Source organism: Cerasicoccus arenae, from assembly GCF_014651635.1.
Lineage (GTDB): Bacteria > Verrucomicrobiota > Verrucomicrobiia > Opitutales > Cerasicoccaceae > Cerasicoccus > Cerasicoccus arenae.
Genome location: NZ_BMXG01000007.1, coordinates 77,689 through 95,851, shown reverse-complemented (window position 1 = coordinate 95,851; position 18,163 = coordinate 77,689). Strand labels below are relative to the sequence as shown.

The 18,163-nt window shown below is 51.5% G+C and carries 17 protein-coding genes; 7 read left to right on the top strand and 10 right to left on the bottom strand.

Translation table 11 applies throughout. The features are described 5' to 3' along the window. Window positions 1-65: 65 nt before the first annotated feature. Genes IE065_RS07235 through IE065_RS07225 form a run of 3 tightly spaced genes read right to left on the bottom strand, consistent with a single transcriptional unit; the run spans window position 66 to window position 4,989 of the window. Window positions 66-1,286 (bottom strand): MFS transporter, encoded by a 1,221-nt coding sequence (locus IE065_RS07235; RefSeq protein ID WP_189513392.1) that lies wholly within the window; start codon window positions 1,284-1,286, stop codon window positions 66-68. Window positions 1,287-1,343: 57 nt separating this feature from the next. Then, on the bottom strand, window positions 1,344-4,337 hold the full coding sequence (locus IE065_RS07230; RefSeq protein WP_189513390.1) for an alpha-L-rhamnosidase-related protein: 2,994 nt from the start codon (window positions 4,335-4,337) through the stop codon (window positions 1,344-1,346). 58 nt (window positions 4,338-4,395) lie between these two features. Beyond that, window positions 4,396-4,989, bottom strand: a complete 594-nt coding sequence (locus tag IE065_RS07225; protein ID WP_189513388.1) for a hypothetical protein — start codon at window positions 4,987-4,989, stop codon at window positions 4,396-4,398. Window positions 4,990-5,056: 67 nt separating this feature from the next. Here IE065_RS07225 and IE065_RS07220 point away from each other — a divergent pair, with 67 nt between their 5' ends. Then, window positions 5,057-6,694: an ATP-binding cassette domain-containing protein gene (locus IE065_RS07220; RefSeq protein WP_229792072.1), complete on the top strand. Its 1,638-nt coding sequence runs from the start codon at window positions 5,057-5,059 to the stop codon at window positions 6,692-6,694. Window positions 6,695-6,724: 30 nt separating this feature from the next. Here IE065_RS07220 and IE065_RS07215 read toward each other — a convergent pair whose 3' ends face one another. The 4 genes from IE065_RS07215 to IE065_RS07200 are packed head-to-tail and all read right to left on the bottom strand — an operon-like array spanning window position 6,725 to window position 10,566. Then, window positions 6,725-7,600 carry a nucleotidyltransferase family protein gene (locus tag IE065_RS07215; protein ID WP_189513384.1) on the bottom strand — a complete coding sequence of 292 codons (876 nt, stop codon included), beginning with the start codon at window positions 7,598-7,600 and terminating at the stop codon, window positions 6,725-6,727. After that, window positions 7,597-8,544 (bottom strand): hypothetical protein, encoded by a 948-nt coding sequence (locus IE065_RS07210; RefSeq protein ID WP_189513382.1) that lies wholly within the window; start codon window positions 8,542-8,544, stop codon window positions 7,597-7,599. The genes IE065_RS07215 and IE065_RS07210 overlap by 4 nt, the downstream gene beginning before the upstream one ends. A gap of 31 nt (window positions 8,545-8,575) precedes the next feature. Continuing rightward, window positions 8,576-9,607, bottom strand: coding sequence for a hypothetical protein (locus IE065_RS07205; RefSeq protein ID WP_189513380.1), 1,032 nt, complete (start codon window positions 9,605-9,607; stop codon window positions 8,576-8,578). Further along, a complete protein-coding gene (locus IE065_RS07200) occupies window positions 9,604-10,566 on the bottom strand; it encodes an SGNH/GDSL hydrolase family protein (RefSeq protein WP_189513378.1) in 963 nt (320 codons plus the stop codon). Before IE065_RS07200 ends, IE065_RS07205 begins: the two co-directional genes overlap by 4 nt. A gap of 323 nt (window positions 10,567-10,889) precedes the next feature. On the opposite strand from IE065_RS07200, the gene IE065_RS07195 reads away from it, so the two are divergent. The 5 genes from IE065_RS07195 (at window position 10,890) to IE065_RS07175 (ending at window position 13,805) form a co-directional block, all read left to right on the top strand. Further along, a complete protein-coding gene (locus tag IE065_RS07195) occupies window positions 10,890-11,501 on the top strand; it encodes a 50S ribosomal protein L25 (RefSeq protein WP_189513376.1) in 612 nt (203 codons plus the stop codon). A 65-nt stretch (window positions 11,502-11,566) separates the two neighbouring features. After that, window positions 11,567-12,175, top strand: a complete 609-nt coding sequence (gene pth, locus IE065_RS07190; RefSeq protein ID WP_189513374.1) for an aminoacyl-tRNA hydrolase — start codon at window positions 11,567-11,569, stop codon at window positions 12,173-12,175. Further along, window positions 12,153-12,458, top strand: coding sequence for a 30S ribosomal protein S6 (locus IE065_RS07185; protein WP_189513372.1), 306 nt, complete (start codon window positions 12,153-12,155; stop codon window positions 12,456-12,458). The genes pth and IE065_RS07185 overlap by 23 nt, the downstream gene beginning before the upstream one ends. A 72-nt stretch (window positions 12,459-12,530) precedes the next feature. Beyond that, window positions 12,531-12,986: a single-stranded DNA-binding protein gene (locus IE065_RS07180; RefSeq protein ID WP_189513370.1), complete on the top strand. Its 456-nt coding sequence runs from the start codon at window positions 12,531-12,533 to the stop codon at window positions 12,984-12,986. A 129-nt stretch (window positions 12,987-13,115) separates the two neighbouring features. Beyond that, window positions 13,116-13,805 (top strand): HAD hydrolase-like protein, encoded by a 690-nt coding sequence (locus IE065_RS07175; RefSeq protein WP_189513368.1) that lies wholly within the window; start codon window positions 13,116-13,118, stop codon window positions 13,803-13,805. Between the two features lie 11 nt (window positions 13,806-13,816). On the opposite strand, the gene IE065_RS07170 is transcribed toward IE065_RS07175, so the two are convergent. The 3 genes from IE065_RS07170 to hflX are packed head-to-tail and all read right to left on the bottom strand — an operon-like array spanning window position 13,817 to window position 16,369. Next, complete coding sequence (locus tag IE065_RS07170; protein WP_189513367.1) at window positions 13,817-14,203, bottom strand: DUF983 domain-containing protein; 387 nt, start codon at window positions 14,201-14,203, stop codon at window positions 13,817-13,819. A gap of 2 nt (window positions 14,204-14,205) precedes the next feature. Continuing rightward, window positions 14,206-15,060 (bottom strand): outer membrane lipoprotein-sorting protein, encoded by an 855-nt coding sequence (locus IE065_RS07165; protein WP_189513365.1) that lies wholly within the window; start codon window positions 15,058-15,060, stop codon window positions 14,206-14,208. Between the two features lie 10 nt (window positions 15,061-15,070). After that, the gene (hflX, locus tag IE065_RS07160; protein WP_229792071.1) at window positions 15,071-16,369 is read right to left on the bottom strand and encodes a GTPase HflX; all 1,299 of its coding nucleotides are present in this window, start codon (window positions 16,367-16,369) and stop codon (window positions 15,071-15,073) included. A 114-nt stretch (window positions 16,370-16,483) separates the two neighbouring features. On the opposite strand from hflX, the gene cimA reads away from it, so the two are divergent. Further along, complete coding sequence (cimA, locus tag IE065_RS07155; protein ID WP_189513363.1) at window positions 16,484-18,076, top strand: citramalate synthase; 1,593 nt, start codon at window positions 16,484-16,486, stop codon at window positions 18,074-18,076. Window positions 18,077-18,163 lie beyond the last annotated feature (87 nt).

The following is an 18,163-nucleotide window of genomic DNA, read 5'->3' as shown; positions in this document are numbered from 1 at the left end:
ACCAATGCTTTTCAATGCAAAGCTCTCCGTGCGCGGAGAGCTTTTTTGTATGGAAAAATGCATGTCTAAGCTGCACGGCGGAAGCGATCATTACGCCAAAGCAGTGCGAACATCGTGCTTGAGGCAATGACGAGGCTAGCCGCGAGCCAGCCAACTGCCTGTGAAGAAAAAGAGGTCAACACCAGATAACCAACGAATGGGGCTATGACGCCGCGTAGGCCTGTCAGCATGGTGTGAATACTCATATAGGCCGACACCTTTTCCAGCGGTGCGATTTTGGTAACCCAGAGATTCCAGCCGATCATACCCCCTCCCATACCGAGTCCTATAAACGTAGCTCCTAGGTAGATGACCGGCAGATTCATGCCGCTAAAAAAAAGCAGTAGTCCGATAAAGAAGCAGGAATTGACGCATATTCGCCAGAGGATGAAATTCATCCGGTCAAAGAGAGCGCCCCAGACCTTACCACTAAGCACTCGAGCGACAGCTGGGATAATAAAAGTAGCCAGCGCAATCTGCTCGTTGCTGGCATTGATACCGTAGTCGGGATTGGCCAAGATTTCTACGCGTATAGGAATTGTCATGATGTTGGCAAAGCCCATCAGCGCCCAGCTCATGAGTAGCCAGCCAAACAGTTTATCCTTCCAGATCAGGCTAAAGCTCCTGAACGGATTGCCCGTTTCCGCTTGGGTGAGTGGTTCAGAGGGAATCCGGTGAATCAGGGATGCGCTTATGAAACAGGATATAGCGATGACGATCAGGATTAGGGGATACAAGTTGAAATTCCAGTCCAGCAAACGGCCACCGAGAAAGGAATACACGGCGCCGCATCCAGCCACAATCACGAGAACGGTCGAGACTTTTTGCCCTCGTTCCGTTGGTGAGTAATTACTGCTATAAGCGCGGATCATCATCGGCGCTTGTTGGTTGAAAATGATGCTCGCTACAACGAAGAGCAAAGTGAAGGCGATCAGGCTGTTTACTAATGCGGAGGCCAACAGAAGGACGCCTGCAATACTGAGATAGACCGAAACAATGCTCGTGGCACGCCAACCTGTTTTGCCTACGAGAGCGATACATACCGCGGTCAATAAAAGGCCAATAAAGCTTGATGCGGTAATGAGTCCCTTGATGAGATCCGCCACAGTTCCTTGGTCCGCCCCATAGCCACGAATGACGATGAGCAGGGCAAAGGTAATCCAGCCCGCGTCACAAATGCCCTGAAAGGGAGCGCGTAAGCGGTCGTATAGGTATGTCGTTGTCGCGTTGTCTGTTTGTCGACTCAAGCGAGCAACGATGAAGTCATTCCCGAGTCAGACAATTCTTTTTAATCCGGTGTGGCATCAGGCATTCCTTTGAATTCCCAAGTAATCGTTACTGGCCAACCAGCGGTTGCTGGATTCTACGGCAATATCAGTGGGGCAGGAGAGGGTGATACAACGGCCACCTTGCGCATTGGGTTCTATGCTGATCTCGACATATTCCTCGCGGTTAACGAGGGGAAAGCGCGCATTCATGGTCTGGAGGTCTCCAGGCATCGGTTCCCAATGTATTTCCCTATAACCGGGCTTGGCAGGTTTAATGCCGCAGATGTGGGTCATCAAGTGCCACATTGCCCCAATGCCAACCGGATGAACCAGGCTGCGTGATGAGGCTGGACTAACTGTGGAAAAATTGGCTGAAGGTGTGCTACTATATTCAGTGGGGAGTTTATCTGCCCAACTCCGGTCCCATGCCTCGGGGATGGTTTTCATCTGATTCATCATACTACCATAAAAGCCACGCCAAGCGGTGAGGGCTTCATAGCAGCATCCGCGTTTCAACAATGCGTCCGCCATCAAGTGCTTCAGGTAGACTCCTTCGCCATCGGGCCATAAATTGAGGTTTTCTTCGTCTGCGGCTGGGAAAAGTTGTTTGAGCATTGCTGTTGCACGGTCGGCAGGAGGAATGTCAGCCCAGAGCATAATGTAATTGGTGGCGGCTCCAGTCTCCGGACAAATTCGCCCGTTGCCGTCCTCACCATTCATATATAGTGCTTGATTGACGGCCCAGAAATCCTCATTGATTCGTGTACGTAAGTTCTTTGCTTTCGCACGCCACTGGTGCGCCATTGGTTTTTGGCCGAGCATATCCGCGAGTAACGCGCCATGCTCCAACGACTTGACATAATAAGCCTGTAGACCGGCCACGTTGGGCAATTGGCGAACAGCGTCCGCGAGTTTCATATCCAAGTAAACTTGGTTGCGTGAACGCTCCATCGGGATCAGATAACCGCGCTTATCTTCGAATTTGGAAGCATAGGTAAAGAGATTGCGCACACCGGAGAAAACATCGGGGATCAACGCCTCGCCGCCAGTTATCTGGTAGTGGGACCAAATCCAGATTGGGAGTAACAACGCGAAATCGACGATGCTATCACCATATCCTGAGGGGACCATGGCGCGCCCCCATCGGTTGTCCAACTGATCGGCCGCGAACTCGCGTATCGCCTTTTCGGAGACGCGTAGATCTCCCCACATACAGGCTAGTTGGTGCGTGCGCACAAAGGTGTCGCCACTAGATTGCGCCATTTCGCGCGTGGGGCAGTTTTCACTAAGGTCAAACGTGCTAAGCTCCGTGGTTCGATAGCCGATTTTCCACATCCAATTTAGTACTGGGTCCGAGCATGTGAATTCGCCCATGCGCTCATTGTTGTAACGCATAGCACGCATCATCAACGTTGTGATGATGACTGGCCCTCTGGCCTTTCTCACATGGATGCTGAGGTAACGCCCGCCACGCCGCTCAAGCCCAGTGTATTGGTCTTCATTTCCGCTAAGAGTGATGCGCTCAACCAACCATTGACCATTGTTAATCGGTGAGATGCGGTCGCTCGTTAAGTCATTTCGCTCTGACAAAGCGAATTCTACAATGCTGCCTTCAGGCCCACTGAGGTTCATTTTAAGAAACCCGACGGCGTAAGCTTCCAATTCATATTCCACGAATTGGCCGGGTAAAAGGACAAGACCACCGTCCTCAGCCCTACGAAATACAGTATCCACCCCCTCCGGTATCTCAGTTTTTTCGCGGTAATCCCATTCAGTGAGATGCGAAGGTTCAAGATAGGGCCTAATTTCTTCGCTCGTATTTTTAAGCAGTTGCCAATCATCGGTGTCCGCAACGCGCCAAAGCCAGGTATTGTTCTCGTCAATTGCCTGTTGAGCTCTGTTCAGCAGAGGCAGTCGCTGGTTACTGTTCGTGTCGCAAAAAGTCAGCTCGAAGCCGTAGCATTTGTCGAAAAAGTCGATATCCACAACCAGTTCATTCCAGCCTGCTTTCAATTGACAACGTGAGGTCACGCGATCTGCAGCGTTGGGCTCGAAACGGATGCCATGGCCATGAAACATGCCCTGATACCAAGCGTCTTCGTAAGTGCTCAGATGCTGGCGAAATTGGTTGTCAGGAGCACCCTGTTCCCAAACTGATTCACCATTCACAATTACTCGGGCGTGATTATCGCAGCCAAAAAAGACGTAGGCGTCGTTAATATTAGATTCCGCATAGACCCAAGTTTTAAAGCGCCCTTGGCTTGCCGCGGGTAATTCAGCTTTATGTCTGGCCACACCCATCATCCCTGTCAACGAACCCGTTTTGCCCCAGCGAAGCGCTGCTTTGGGAAAAATGTGATTGTAGATGAAGGGGGGGGTTGGTCGCGGATAACACTGAGCTAAATGTTTGTCGTCGACGACGTCAGCTGATTCCCAATGCGTGTCAGGAAAGCGAAGATTAAGGACATCTTGTCCTGCTTTGCGGAAGTCAATGTGCTCATTGAAGCCGATAGGGGAAAAACGACGAGGTGCTGGTTTCCGATACCAGTCGGCAATGCGGACTTTCCAGTCCTTTCCGGTTCGTAATTCCAAAGCACAGCCGCTAGAGCAATGAGCATCTAGCGCCAGTGCGATAGCGCCGTCCTTCGGGGGCTGGCCGTGCTCGGCAAGATATTTATTCAGGGCGATGACAACGATAACGTTTTCACCAGGGCTGATGGGCAGATCAACTGCGTTGTAATGGTCTACATAGGCCTGACCGCGTTCACTGCGCGTTGGGCCATCACCAACAAATTGCCCATTAATGAAGAGTCGGTATGTGTCACTGGCGGTAATGCGCAGTTCGCCAGCAAAAATCGGGCTGTCGCAATCGAAGCGCTTACGGAAAATCAGATGGCAATTATACGCATGAACGAGCTCTCGCTTCCAAATGCATTCAGCTCCAGAAAAATAACGATAACGAACTGTGGGAGTAAAACTGCCTAAGCGGGGGGGGGGCATGAGGATCGACTGAGGGGGGGGGATCGCCAAAGAGGCACAATCTGGATGCCTTGGCCACACCAAACTCGCTTTTAGCAGGCAACTTCAGCTACTCAATCTGGAACAACGTGCCGGCCAGCCCTCGGGCGGAAGCTTCATCATCGGCTTCATCGGTTGCGCCCGTGGCGTTGTTCTGAGTGTAGGTTGATACAAATGTCCGGTAAAAATCTTCCAGTTCCTTCTTTGTCGAAACCCGGAATTCAATCGTCATCGCATGAGTTGTTATGGGGTAGTCCTTGATCACTGGAGGATCAGCGCTGTTGGCTTTATCACGAGCCTTGTTTGCGGCTTTCTGTACGCCTGGGGGGATTGTGGCCGTGCCTCTGGGGGTATTAGGGGCGGCAGCCTGGACGTCTTGCAGGGATGCCAGCTCAGTATGATACATACGCAACTGGCAGGGGCTGGAGGCCATGTCGATGACAACTTCAGTTACTGCGTAAGGTCCTGCCTGATATTCCTGCAACGACACGGAGTTAATCCGGTCGTGTCGTCCGTAAAAGGACTGGAGGTTCTCTGGCATCTCGATGCCAAAAAGTCGTTTATTACGCAGGGCGTTTTCCTTGACCACAACCGCGCCCAGCGGGGAAAGCGCCATAAGCACGCCGGTCAATAGAAGGATAAGGATGTTTTTTCGCGTTGCCACAAGATAAGTCAATCAATCCTGTTAAACCACGCAATTGCTTTTTTGATTCATGCTTCGTTGTAAAAATATGACAGTCCGCGCCGGTGGGCAAGGCCCGCTGATTTTGCGGGGGGCCTCGGCTGACTTCCTTGATGGGGGCTTAAACGCCGTCATTGGCCCCTCAGGCTGCGGTAAGACCACGCTGATGAAAGCCATCCTCGGGATATTGCCGAGCGAGGGAGATGCCTTTTATGGCGATGCTCGAATCACTCGATCAGAAGATCTAGTGGGCCGCGTAGGTTTTGCCCCACAGTTCAGCATCGCTCAGCCCAAGCTGACCGTCGAGGAGTCTATTGGCTTCACGCTTCAGCTCAATGTGGCCGAATCCGAGCAGCGTAGCGCGCGCTTGGAAAACATCCTACAGACCATCGGGTTGGCTGATCACCGAAATAAACGGGTGGAATCACTTTCTGGCGGTCAACTGCGTCGACTGGGACTTGGGCTGGAGTTGACCCTTGATCCTCATTGCTTGGTGTGTGACGAGGTGACATCCGGCCTCGACCCGCTCTCCGAAGACCAGATTCTCGCTCTGCTGCGCAGCCTCAGTGAGCGCGACGGCAAGACCTTCCTGTGTATCATTCACAATCTCGCCAAGCTGGAGCTCTTCGACCGCGTTACTGTGGTTTACGATGGCGACGTTGTCTTCCAGGGCAATAACGAGGAGCTATGCGCGTATTTTGGCATCCCTGACGCCCTGCATCTCTACGATTTACTGAACCAGCAGGAATTGGCGTATTGGCAGGAACGCTGGGCCGAGGGTAAAGCTGCACTGCAAACACCGCCCCCGCAACCTGCGCCTGAGCCTACCGTGGCCCACCCGGGCATGATATCTCAGTTGATAACGCTGCTAAACCGCCGTCTGCTGCTTTTTTTCCGCGATAGTGGTTACCTTTGGCTGACGCTCGCAATCACTTTTGGTTTCCCGTGCCTCGTTGTCATTTTCGCACTGGATGGCCTACCACAGATCGAAACCATGAGCTTGGAGCGTAGTGGCGGCATCATGCAGCAAATGGTGGATAGTGTGGAGTACCGCATTGAAAACATGAAAACTGCGTCACTCGTCACGGGCTTGATCATGTTCCAAGTGATCTTGCTGACACTGATGGGCTCTAACAATGGTGCCCGCGAAATCGCTGCCGAACGCACCCTTTACGAAAAGGAACGCCTCTCCGGGCTAAGCGTTGGGGCTTATGCCATTTCCAAGCTGATTTTCGTTGGTGTGCTTGCGGCGCTGCAAGGCGCGTGGATGACCACTTTCGTTAAGGTGATTTGTCAGTTCCCTGGACCGTGGCTCTGGCAGATTGGCGTGCTCTCGGCGGTTTGTGTATCGATGACTTTCGTCTGCCTAGGCTTCAGCGCGTTGTTTCGCTCAGCGGAAAAAGCGTCGCTGCTCTCAATTTACTTGGTTGGCTTCCAGCTCCCATTATCGGGTGTGGTGCTCGCGCTACCGGACTACCTAATCTGGGTCTGTCGGCCATTTATCAACGGCTATTGGGGGTGGGCAGGGTATATGCGCTCGATGATCGACAGTCGTATTTTCGACGCCTATCGTGACTCAAACCCGGAATGGATTGCCTCACCCGCTCTTGCTTTGACGGTGCTCGGCGTTCAGGCCACAGTCGGCATTGCAATGGTCGCTATCGGTTGCCGCAAGACCCAGTGGTAGACGAGCAATCGCTGGGCTTTGGCCATTTGATTAAACGGTGAGGGCGAGGAGGCGTTCTTGGACGAGGGGCTTGTCTTCGGGATAGGTGACGCCGAACCATTCTCCAGTGGTGGGGAGCACGGCGCAACGGGTTTGGCCTGCCTTGATCATGTCGTCGACGACGGTGGGGATATAGCACTCTGATTTTAGCTCGTTGCCGCGTTCTCGCAGGAAATCGGTGAAGTAGGCTTCGAGTGGCTCGAAAAAACTTGGCGGGAAGGCCCAAAAATTCATCGAAACGAGGGTCTTGGGATCAATAACGACGCTTTCGCCCGCAAGGTTGTTGCCGCGAATTACGCCTTTACGTTCAGAGATCTGCGTATGCTCCTCCACGGTTTGCAGGTAGAGGCCATTGAGTGAGCAGACGCCACGGTTGACCGACCCATGCGGCGAGAGCGTATTGTGGATCGGGTAACCAACCATGGCGATGTCGGTCGTGGCCGAGCTGGTATCTGATTGAAGGTACTGGGCAATTCGCTGATAGGCGTCGGCACCGTAGTAGTCGTCGGCATTAATGGCGACGAAAGGCTCATTAATGACATCTCTCGCCGCACGGATGGCATGGGCGGTGCCCCAAGGCTTGATTCGATCGGTCGGAACCGTGAAACCGGCGGGCAGGTCGGTAAGCTCCTGAAAGGCATAGGCAACTTCGATTTGGTCGGCGTGTCGGGCACCAACAGAGGTCTTAAAGGCGTCAGCAAAGTCTTTGCGGATGACAAAAACAACCTTACCAAAACCAGCTTGGTGGGCGTCGCGGAGGGAATAATCAAGCAGTGTTTCGCCCTGCGGTCCCATTTGGTCGAGTTGCTTGAGTCCGCCGTAACGGCTACCCATGCCAGCGGCGAGGACGAGGAGAGTGGGCTTCATGGTTGTATGTAGGGTTCGAGATCTTCGGCCAGACTGGTCGTGCGGCGTTGGGCAGCTTCACCGGTGAGGTGGTAAAAAGTGTCGAAGAAGTCCTCTTCCGGATAAATGACATCCTGTGGCTGGTTGAGAATCGGGTAGTCGATGTTTTCGACGACGTAATCAGAGATTTCGCGGATAACTTCGCCATTTTCTTCCCACGTGGTTGTGCTAATAGCGGGGAACAACAAGTAGACTTGCGCTCCTTTCGCCTTGGCGTCGACGTTGAACTGGTTGAGGTCCTTTAACACCGCCTTGCTGTAGCGAGGGCGGCTGAAGGTGAGGTCTGCCATGCTGAAGTCGATGTTCCCAGGCGGCGTCATGGTATAGTGCGCCACGAGGTCGCCGTATTTATTGAAGCCTTCGCGGTGCAGTGGTGGCTTACGGGGGACATGTGGCCCCTTGGTGATCGTTCGCAACATACCCTTGATGGCACGATTGAAGAGGTAGTAGCCCGTTTGACAGAGTTCCGGGACTTCCCGCAAAGGCTTCGTGAACATCATGTCGGGACGGTAGGACAGATATGTAAAGTATTCCCAGCTCGGCACGTAGCGGTCGTAGTGTTGGTATGCAAGGACCATGATAACCACGTCGCCGGGGCGTAATTCGTCGTGAACCTCGGCGAGCATTGACGGTAAGCCGACAGCGGCCATAAGTGCCATATTGACGACATGATAGTCAGGAAAACGTTCTTGGAGAATGGGTGAGCAAATGCCGTAGGCACCGCCAGAATCCCCGATGATGATCATGCGCGGGCTGGGTGCGTCCTCCAAAATTCGTTTTTTATCCTGCGATGCTGCTAGGTAATGATGCTTATTGGGCACACCGAAGAACGTCATCAGGCTAATGCCTAGAATCACGCTCTGTAATCCAAAAAACTTCGTCATTTCTAGCAGGAAGCGTCTCATTGGCTGGCTGCGTGTAGGGTATTGTTATCAGTTATGGCTGGTTTTGTGGGGCAACCTTTTCCGATTCAGGCTCAATTAGCAGGTAGGGACGGAGGTTTTCAATAAGGCGATCGGTTCGATCAAAGACCGCGTCTTTCTTGAGATGATAGGCGGTGTCGAAGAACTCTTCAGGCTCATAGAACTTTTCGTTTTGCTGATTGATCACTGGGAAGTCGAGCTCTGTGCGTAGGGTTTTATCAAGCAACTGCAAGGCCTCTTTATTCTCCTCGTAGGAGGCCTCAGAGATTGGTGGATAGGCAAATAGCACATGTGCGCCCTTGGCCTCCATACGTGCATTGAAATCGTTTAACATGTCGATGACTTTGCCCGTATAGCCGTCTGGGGTGCAGACAAGCTGCTTTATGGTGGTTGTGGTGCCGGGAGGGCTGGGCATGCCGTAATGTCCAATGCCATCGCCGTATTCATTGAGATTGTCGCGGCCGTAAGGTTTGCCGAAAGGATCGCGCTCGTGACGCAAAACAATCTTCCGTGTGCGCTTCATTGCCTCTTTGATCAGTGTCATGCCAGAGTCGAGGAACCAAGATGTCTCTTCCCAAGTGAAATGCTTGAAGGACTCTGGACGCTGGACGGCGTAGTGGTAATAGAGCGACTGGATTTCGTTTTTAGCAAAGTGGGAATAGGCCCAAGTCAGGACAACTACATCGTCTTTTTGCACCATATCCGCTATTTCCTCCAAAATGATGCGGTGCCCAAGGAAGGCGTAGAGTCCGGCATTCACGGGATGGTATTCGGGGAAAGCTGCGGCAATTGGTCCAGAGTTTAAGCCGAGTACGACATTGGAGTCGCCCATGATAACCAATCTCGGACCTGGCGTGGTTTCCATCCGTTGGCGCTTTTCCAAGCCCCAGGCGCTGGGGTCGTTATCGCGTGGGAAGCTGAAGAAGCAGTAAAGGCAGAACCCGAGGACAATGAATTGAATTACTGCAAATTTCCCGAATTCCTTGATAAAAAGGCGTAGGTCATGCGGCTTTGGTGCGGGCAAATTGACGGCGTTAGTGGTCATTTCGACTTCTCCTCCTGATCAAACTGCTCTTGGAGACGCTCAGCCAGTAACTTGGTCCGGCGAGTCGCGCCCTCACCGAGCATATGGTAATTGGTGTCGTAGAATTCGCTGGCGGGATAGACCATTTCTTCTACGGAATTGATTACAGGAAAGTTCAGGCCGTCAATGGCATAGGCAGCCGCTTCACGAATCTTCTCACCGTTCGCTTCCCAAGCAACATCAGGGATTGCCGGAAACATGTAATACACCTGAGCACCATGGGCACGGGCAGTGTCAGCAAAGGCGTTCATCTCCTTAACGACTTCCTTGGAAAAACGTGGATCATCCAGTTTTAGGTCAACCATTTCAAATTTTGTTCCCGGGACTGTTTTGCCGCCGTGGTGGGCTATGAGGTCGCCATATTCGTCGAAGCCTGCTCGATTAACCGGTCCATCGCGCGGTGGATGCAATTTCCACGTCATTATACGGCGGTAAACGTGCAAAGCTCGATTGAAGATAAACCAGCTGTTGTCCATGAGGAACGGTACGTCGCGCCATTTCATCCGCTTGAGCATTTCTGGGCGGTAGGCAATGTAGTTCCAATACTGATAGTGCAGGATATTACGATCGAAGACCTGATGGGCGAAAATCATTACCACGACATCGCCCGGGCGAAGGTCTTCCTCTACTTCAGCCATGATATTGCGAAAGCCCAGACCCGCCATCAGGGCCATATTTACCACGGTAAACTGTGGAAACTGCTTGGCGAGGATGTCTGACTTCATCCCGTAGGCAACTCCAGAGTCACCAATGAGGATGAGGCGAGGGGACTCTGCGTGATAAAAGCGGAAGGCCTTATCCTCGGTAGACGCGAGGTAATGATACTTTTCTGGGATGCCGAAAAAGACTGACAGGATCGTAACCGTAATAACGGCCTGGATGCTGACGAATTTTACGATCTCACAAATGAATTTTCTCATCAATCAAAACAATCAATCAAGAACGCCGATTCTTGCCTTGGCAACGCCGTTTTTGTTGATCCTTTAAAGACATGAGGCCAATCTGAGAATGATGGACTGACTGTGCAACTATGCTGAATTGAAGTTATACGCCCATTAGGATTTTCGACGCGCTGGTTCCACCACTTTCTTGCTGACCACTCAACCGGTAGCTCCTTTAGGTCGAATTTTGGCATTCAAATTGGTAAAAGTTTTGATTGCCATAATGTCGATAAATGATTCTTTGGTTCGTTTCCGCATAATCTTGCGGGAGTTTCCGAATACAAATAACACCCAGAAAAAACATGAGCGAACACCTCCTGTCCGTAAAAAAACGTGAGGGCATTGGCCGTGGTAATTCACGACGCCTGCGCGCACAGGGAATGATCCCTGCAGTCATCTACGGTAAAAGCGGCAACTGCAATTTTGCAGTCGCTGAGCGAGACTTTCAGATGCTATTGCGCGAGGTCGCCGGGGCGACCGCAGTCATTACCCTTAACGTTGAAGAAAATCAGAGCATTCAAGCACTGATTCACGAAACACAACGCGATCCGCTGACTGATCGGTTCCGCCACATTGACTTTTTGGAAGTTGTCGCTGGTGAATCGATTCACGCGCATATCCCAGTTCACATCGTTGGTGAACCAATCGGCGTCAAAACCGGTGGTGGTCTGCTTGACCTAGTGGTGCACGAAGTTGAAGTCCATTGCTTGCCACGCAATTTGCCGGAATTCATTGAAATCAATGTTTCAGCTTTGAATGTGGGTGATGCAGTCCATCTCGAAGACCTTCCTGTGCTGGAAGGCGTTCATTTCGATGGTGAACCAGACATGGTGATCGTTGCAGTTGCTTCTCCTGCGAAGCTTGAAGCTGCTACCACAACGGCTGAACCTGAAGTCGAAGCAGAAGCTGAATAAGTTTCAATTTCCGCGGTCAGCACCATTGAGTCGCTGATCGCGTTTTAACCCTGTTCTTTGCCAAGATGGCCGTTTCCGTTATTGCTGGTTTGGGAAATCCCGGACTTGAATATCGCGATACGCGCCACAATGTCGGATTTCAAGTTGTGGATCAGTTGGCTGTTGCCTGCCGTGCCGAGTGGAAGCTGCAAAAGCGCCTCCAAGCGAAAATGGCTAAAGTAACGATTGCTGGACAATCCATAATTCTTGTTAAGCCAGAAACTTATATGAACGAAAGTGGCGTCGCTCTCGGTGCCGTCATGCGTTACCTGAAGGTTCCGGTTGAAACTATAGTCGTGATATATGACGAAATCAACCTTGAGCTAGGTCGCTGCAAAATTACCATCAATGGAAGTGCTGGTGGTCATAATGGAGTAGCCAGTTTGTTAAAGCATATGGGTAGCGGCTTTGTGCGATATCGCATTGGAATTGGTGGCAATCCGCATCGCGGAGATCTGATCAATTGGGTTCTTGGCAAATTTACAAACGAAGAAAACATTCACATACAATCGCAGTTTCCTGAGTATATCGATGGATTACGTCTTTTGGCGGAGCAAGGGACAACTATCGCGATGAACCGTATTAACACCCGTATTTCACCTCCCAGCAATCATGAGCCAGACAGCAACAACTAAGCGCTACCGCGCTACATTCATTCTCGACACACGCAACTACACCGAAGCGGTAGAAACGCTGGTCGATTCGATTAAGGAAAACCTAACCAGCGTTGGCGTCAACGTTACTAAGGTCGATAACTTGGGCAACCAAGATTTCATCCGTGTTACTGACCGCCGGATGCCAAGTGGTCTTTACGTTGAGTATGAAATGGATGCAGCGCCAGAGAGCCCTGCTCAAATCAATGAGCGTTTCCGTCTAGATAAGACAGTGAACCGCGTTTTGATCCAAGAAATTAAGTAATTTTACGGCGTAGGGTGTGAATCCACGTCGCAACGCTTGACTCAGGCTAGACAAAGCCTGAGTCTTGTTTTTATGGCCTCATTTAATAAAGTCATCATTATGGGCAACTTGGTGGCGGCCCCCGAAATGCGGGTCACGCCAGGCGGCATGTCGATTTGTAAGTTCACTCTAGCGGTGAACCGACAATTCACGACTAAAGAGGGCGAGCAGCGCGAGGAAGTTGCGTTTATTGACGTAGATTCTTTTGGCCGTAGCGCTGAGGTCATTTCTAAATACCTCAGTAAGGGCAGCCCGATACTTGTCGAAGGTCGTCTTCGACTTGATAAGTGGGAAACGCCACAAGGAGAAAAACGCAGCAAACTGATGGTTGTTTGCGAGACATTTAAATTCGTTGGTGGCCGTGAGAGTGGTTCGGGCGAGTCTGATAACAGCGATGAATCCTACGAACGTTCCGCGCCTCCACCTCGTCAAACGAAATCTACACCGACTGCTTCTGACGACGGCATAGACGAAGACGTGCCGTTTTAGCTTTAAAAAACCATCCATAAGGCGGAGAACCGGCAATAAGCTGTGTTGCTATTTTCTTTGGCATCTAGCAACGTTGGCTAAACGTTTGGCTGATAGATATTCGCATTTGCAATAGCGTTGTTTATTCCAATGATTCTGCGTGCTATGTCCGTCAAGCAACAGCAGGCCCCGACAGCCCTTATCTTCGATTTTGACGGCACTATTGCCGACACTTTCAGCGAGGCACTTCGCTTGTTTAATCGATTAGCACCAGTCTATGGCTATAAGCAGTTATTGCCGGATGATCTGCCTCGTGCGCGGAACATGACGACAAAAGAATTCATTCGTAGCTATGACATTCCTCGCATGAAAATCCCTTCATTGATCCGTGAAGGGCGGCGTATCATCGGCAAGCGCATCATTGAAATCAAGCCAATCGCCGGTATGCCTGAGGTTTTGTGCGCTTTGCGGCCACAAGTGAAAATACTTGGCATTGTTACCTCTAACGCTAAATCCAACGTTGAGGCTTTCCTAGCTAAGGAAAATCTTGAATTCTTTGACTTCATTAGCAGCGTATCGAAACTTGGAGGAAAATCTAAGAATCTGAAGGCCGTCATGAAAACATTCACACTTGAGGCGAATGAAGTTGTCTATGTTGGCGATGAATATCGCGACCTCCTTGCAGCCAATAAAGCAGGAGTGGGTTCGGTCGGTGTTTGCTGGGGCTTTAATAAACATCATGTGCTCGCTAAGCAGCAGCCAGATTATTTGTTCCAAGACCCGAAGGAGCTCCTGCAACTGATCTCTACCTCTGAAGATGCGTCCGTTGACCACGCTTGAGAACAAGCAAATTAGTCAGAGGAGTCGTTTTGGGAATCAACGAGTTCTTGCGGTCTGAATAGGTAATAGACGGTAATTAAGGCGCAGAGCATTGCTGGGTAAATTGCAGCAACGAGCACGAGGCTGCCGAAGATACCAATCGAAACGCCGAGCCAAACACCGATCACATCCGTGACTACCAGGAAGCATACGGGAATTAGCACCACAATGATCGCCAGGACGTAACCAATTGACGTTGTGCCGAGATAAAAACCATCTTCTTTGCCCAAGCTCAGGCCACATTTGTTGCATGATTCGTGCAAACGAAACCAATGGCGAAAGAGCCCACGGGTACCGCATTTGGGACAGCAACCAGTCAAACCGCGGGAAATTATTTCTGATGAAGGGGGGGGGGGCATGCTTAGTTTGCCGGCTGATCCCGTAATAGCTTTGAGACAACCATGTCGTCAGTAGATTTGTCCCATTTAGGCGCGAAATCCAGTTCAAAGATATCCGCTGGTAGTTGTGGGTTCCAGTTGCTGCGAATACGGGTAAATACAGTCGTGGAACCCGCATCAAAGTCGATCAATTGAAGCTGTTTAGTGCGAGCCTGCTCTTTTCCTTGATATTCAAAGTGTTCACTACCAAGGAGATCGATGACGTAGATGAGCTGTCCCTCGCTGTTGTAAAATTCAGATGATAGTGGTTGATCATCTGACTGGCGAATTAAAATGCGGCGGTGGTCATAGCCAACGGCGTCTTTCAGGCGTTTATCCGAGTAGGTTGCTTCAATGACATCGGCAGAAGTCCCTCGGTAAGTAATGGAGCCAGTATTCCGATAAGTCCACGGGTTCTTGTCATCGTCGTAAATGCCTTCAAAGAACCAGTCAGTGTCACCGAGCTTTTGATGAAGTTCCTCGGTTTCGACGGGGCCGCCCGTGTCCTTATTGTGGTCATAAACGCCCAGTGCAGGTAATTTCCCAGGTAATTGCTGACTAATTAGAGTGACGCCTTCATTGTCATTATCGGGCAAGAGTCGGAAGACGCCGTTTACCTCATCTTTCTCGTATCGAAAGATGATGAGCATATGGCCGTCGTAGATTTCGCCGTCACTGGTAGCGCGGACATAGCGGTAGAGCTCAGCATGTTCACGAATGCCGAAATGGCCTTCTGTGCGCTGAATTAGCTCCCGTGCGCGATCTTCGGGAGACACGGGGCGAAAGCCGGTTGCTAATAAGCAGCACGCAAGCAGTAGTCCCAGCAGCGAATATTTCATAGAGGCAAAGTTAAGCAGGCGTCTTGCCATTTACAAGAAACTGCTTCACAGGATCGAGTAATCGTAAAGGAATAGCCCCGACAATGTGTACGCCTTCGTCCAGCACCTTCTTGCTAGTGACTGCTCCAGCCTCGTGTAAACGGTTCACAAGATCATATCGATCATGTGGGATCATTAGCTCAACGGTTTCCGCCCATTCGCCGATGCTCTGTTCACAGAGACGGAGAAGGGTATCCAGCCCCTCGCCAGTCTTAACGCTGATAAAAAGTGCGTCCGGGTAGTCGTGCCGCAGCATAGCCAATTGCATGCGATCTTCGACGCGATCTACTTTGTTGAAGACGGTTAAAATCGTTTTTTCGTCTGCTTTGAGTTCCTTTAGCACACCCATCGTCGTGGCGTAATGCTGGGCGACATCTGGGCTGGAGGCATCCAGTAGATGGATAAGGAACGTGGCAACAACGGCTTCTTCCAAAGTGGCCTTAAAGGCCTCGACAAGTCGGTGAGGGAGGCGGCGGATGAATCCCACAGTGTCTGTCATCAGCAAAGTTTGGCCATTCGGCAAAATCGTGCGACGTGTCGTGGGGTCCAGGGTGGCAAAGAGTTTGTCTGCCGCCAAGACATCGGATTGAGTAATTCGATTGAGCAAGCTGGACTTGCCAGCGTTGGTATAGCCCACAATGGATGCTGATGGCAGCGGGACTCTATTGCGGCGCTTACGCTGCACTTCGCGGTGCTGAAGCACCTCGTTTAGTTCCTTTTTAAGCCGTGCGATCCGGGTGCGGATCAATCGCTGGTCAATTTCGAGCTGGGTTTCCCCCGCGTCACGCTGCATGGCACCGCCACCGCGTTGTCGGTCGAGGTGAGACCACGCGCGCTTCATGCGCGGCAGTTCATATTCCAAGCGAGCTAATTCCACTTGAAGTGAGGCTTCTTTGGTCTGTGCTCGGCTATTAAAAATGTCCAAGATGATCTCTTGGCGATCGATCACGAGCACCTTCCCGCCAAGCTCTTTCTCCCAATTGCGCTGTTGTCCGGGAGTCATTGGCTCGTCGAAAATGAGTGAATCCCAGCCGTGCTGTTTGATCTCTTCGACAATTTCGCGGACTTTGCCCGAGCCGAGGAGAAAAGCGGCGTTTGGCTGGCGGACTTTTATCACGCGCTTTTCTTCGACGCCGATGCCCAGATTCGAAACCAATTCCTCCAATTCATCGAGTAGGGTTTCAGCCTCTCCGTCAGGCGTCCGTGGCCCTTGTACCCCCAGAAGGAAGGCGCGGTTGATCATTGGATTGAGGTCGTCGGTTTGTATCATGGGAGAAACTTAACAAATTACAGCTGATTGGGCTGAACTTGCAACTGGGAAACTCTTACTTTCAGACTTGGCCAAGCGGCAGAATCTGGCACAATGCTCCGTTTTTCAATCCCCATGGAATCCGCGAAACCAAACGTTTTTCTGTATGACACCACCTTGCGCGACGGCACGCAGGGCGAGGGCATCTCCTTCACCGTTAGCTCCAAAGTGCGCCTGGCGGAGAAACTGGACTCGTTTGGCATCGATTATATTGAGGGCGGCTGGCCGGGCTCAAACCCGCGTGACATGGCTTTTTTCGATCAGATCCGCAAGGTCACGCTGAAGCGCGCCAAGGTGGCGGCATTTGGCTCCACGCGTCGTGCGAGCAATGCAGTAGAGGTCGATCCACAGGTTAAGCTTCTTCTCGAAGCCGAAACGCCGGTCGTGACTATTTTCGGCAAAACTTGGCTCATGCATGTGACCGAGGTTCTTCGTACGACTGCCGAGGAAAACATCAAGATGATCGAGGACACCGTTCGTTACCTGAAGGATAACGGCCGTGAAGTTGTCTATGATGCCGAGCACTTTTTTGACGGTTACAAGGACAACCCAAAGTTCGCTCTAGCAACGCTGGAAGCTGCTCAACGCGGCGGTGCGGAATTCCTAACCCTCTGTGACACCAACGGGGGAACATTGGTTGGCGAAGTTCAAAACATTGTCGGTGCAGTACAGAAGCATTTTCCCAAGACAAAGATTGGTATGCACTGCCATAATGACGCTGGTTTGGGTGTTGCGGTGACGCTGGCCGGCGTCGAAGCGGGTGCCGTTATGGTGCAGGGCACGATGAACGGCTATGGCGAACGCATTGGCAACGCGAACTTGACGACAGTCATCCCGAATCTCTCGTTGAAAATGGGCTACCCGATGGCCTGCGCGGAGCACATCAGTCGCTTGCGCGATTTGTCTCTATTCACTGCGGAATTGGCGAATCAACGCCATGACAGCAAGCAGCCTTACGTCGGCGCGTCGGCCTTTGTCCACAAAGGAGGGGTGCATGCAGACGCTGTTAACAAGGTGAAGCATTCTTACGAACACATTGCCCCTGAGGCCGTGGGCAACCGCACGCGCGTGGTGGTTTCGGATATGTCTGGCCGCGCTTCGATCATGATGAAGGCTCAAGAGATGGGGCTCGATGTGGAATCGAAATCGCCAGCGATGACTCATTTCCTGGACGAGCTTAAGCAATTGGAATTCCGTGGCTACGAATACGAAGCCGCCGATGCTTCCTTCAAGCTGCTCATCCGGCGCTATGTGAACCAGAAGGCCGATCCGTTCAAGGTGCTCAATTACAAAGTTATCGATGAGTACGGTGAATGGACGGATGACGTGACGGCTGAGGCCACCGTAAAGGTCAAAATTGGCGAAAACATTTACCATGTGGTTGATGAATCCACGGGGCCGGTCGGTGCCCTTGATGGAGCGCTGCGCAAGGCGCTTTCCCATGAGTTTCCACAAGTTAACGACGTGCGCTTGACTGATTTCAAGGTGCGCATTCTCGATGGGCAAAAAGGTGTTAAAGCGATCATTCGCGTGCAGGTGGAATCGACGGATGGCGTTAATATTTGGGGCACTGTCGGTGCCTCAGACGACATAATTGAGGCCTCTCTAGAGGCCCTGCGTGATGCATTCCTGTACAAGATTGCTCTGGATCACGGTGAAACTGAGTAGGGCGCATCCGTCCTTCTTATTGCATGATAGATAGGCGCTTATGCATGCGCTACTACTCGTATTTTCTTTGCCAACTTTAGAGAATGC

Excerpts from the sequence above, each read along its gene's own strand:
- IE065_RS07220 (WP_229792072.1), top strand. The coding sequence starts at position 5,057 with ATGACAGTCCGCGCCGGTGGGCAAGGCCCGCTGATTTTGCGGGGGGCC.
- IE065_RS07215 (WP_189513384.1), bottom strand. The coding sequence starts at position 7,600 with ATGAAGCCCACTCTCCTCGTCCTCGCCGCTGGCATGGGTAGCCGTTAC.
- IE065_RS07210 (WP_189513382.1), bottom strand. The coding sequence starts at position 8,544 with ATGAGACGCTTCCTGCTAGAAATGACGAAGTTTTTTGGATTACAGAGC.
- IE065_RS07205 (WP_189513380.1), bottom strand. The coding sequence starts at position 9,607 with ATGACCACTAACGCCGTCAATTTGCCCGCACCAAAGCCGCATGACCTA.
- IE065_RS07200 (WP_189513378.1), bottom strand. The coding sequence starts at position 10,566 with ATGAGAAAATTCATTTGTGAGATCGTAAAATTCGTCAGCATCCAGGCC.
- IE065_RS07195 (WP_189513376.1), top strand. The coding sequence starts at position 10,890 with ATGAGCGAACACCTCCTGTCCGTAAAAAAACGTGAGGGCATTGGCCGT.
- pth (WP_189513374.1), top strand. The coding sequence starts at position 11,567 with ATGGCCGTTTCCGTTATTGCTGGTTTGGGAAATCCCGGACTTGAATAT.
- IE065_RS07185 (WP_189513372.1), top strand. The coding sequence starts at position 12,153 with ATGAGCCAGACAGCAACAACTAAGCGCTACCGCGCTACATTCATTCTC.
- IE065_RS07180 (WP_189513370.1), top strand. The coding sequence starts at position 12,531 with ATGGCCTCATTTAATAAAGTCATCATTATGGGCAACTTGGTGGCGGCC.
- IE065_RS07175 (WP_189513368.1), top strand. The coding sequence starts at position 13,116 with ATGATTCTGCGTGCTATGTCCGTCAAGCAACAGCAGGCCCCGACAGCC.
- IE065_RS07170 (WP_189513367.1), bottom strand. The coding sequence starts at position 14,203 with ATGCCCCCCCCCCCTTCATCAGAAATAATTTCCCGCGGTTTGACTGGT.
- IE065_RS07165 (WP_189513365.1), bottom strand. The coding sequence starts at position 15,060 with ATGAAATATTCGCTGCTGGGACTACTGCTTGCGTGCTGCTTATTAGCA.
- hflX (WP_229792071.1), bottom strand. The coding sequence starts at position 16,369 with ATGATACAAACCGACGACCTCAATCCAATGATCAACCGCGCCTTCCTT.
- cimA (WP_189513363.1), top strand. The coding sequence starts at position 16,484 with ATGGAATCCGCGAAACCAAACGTTTTTCTGTATGACACCACCTTGCGC.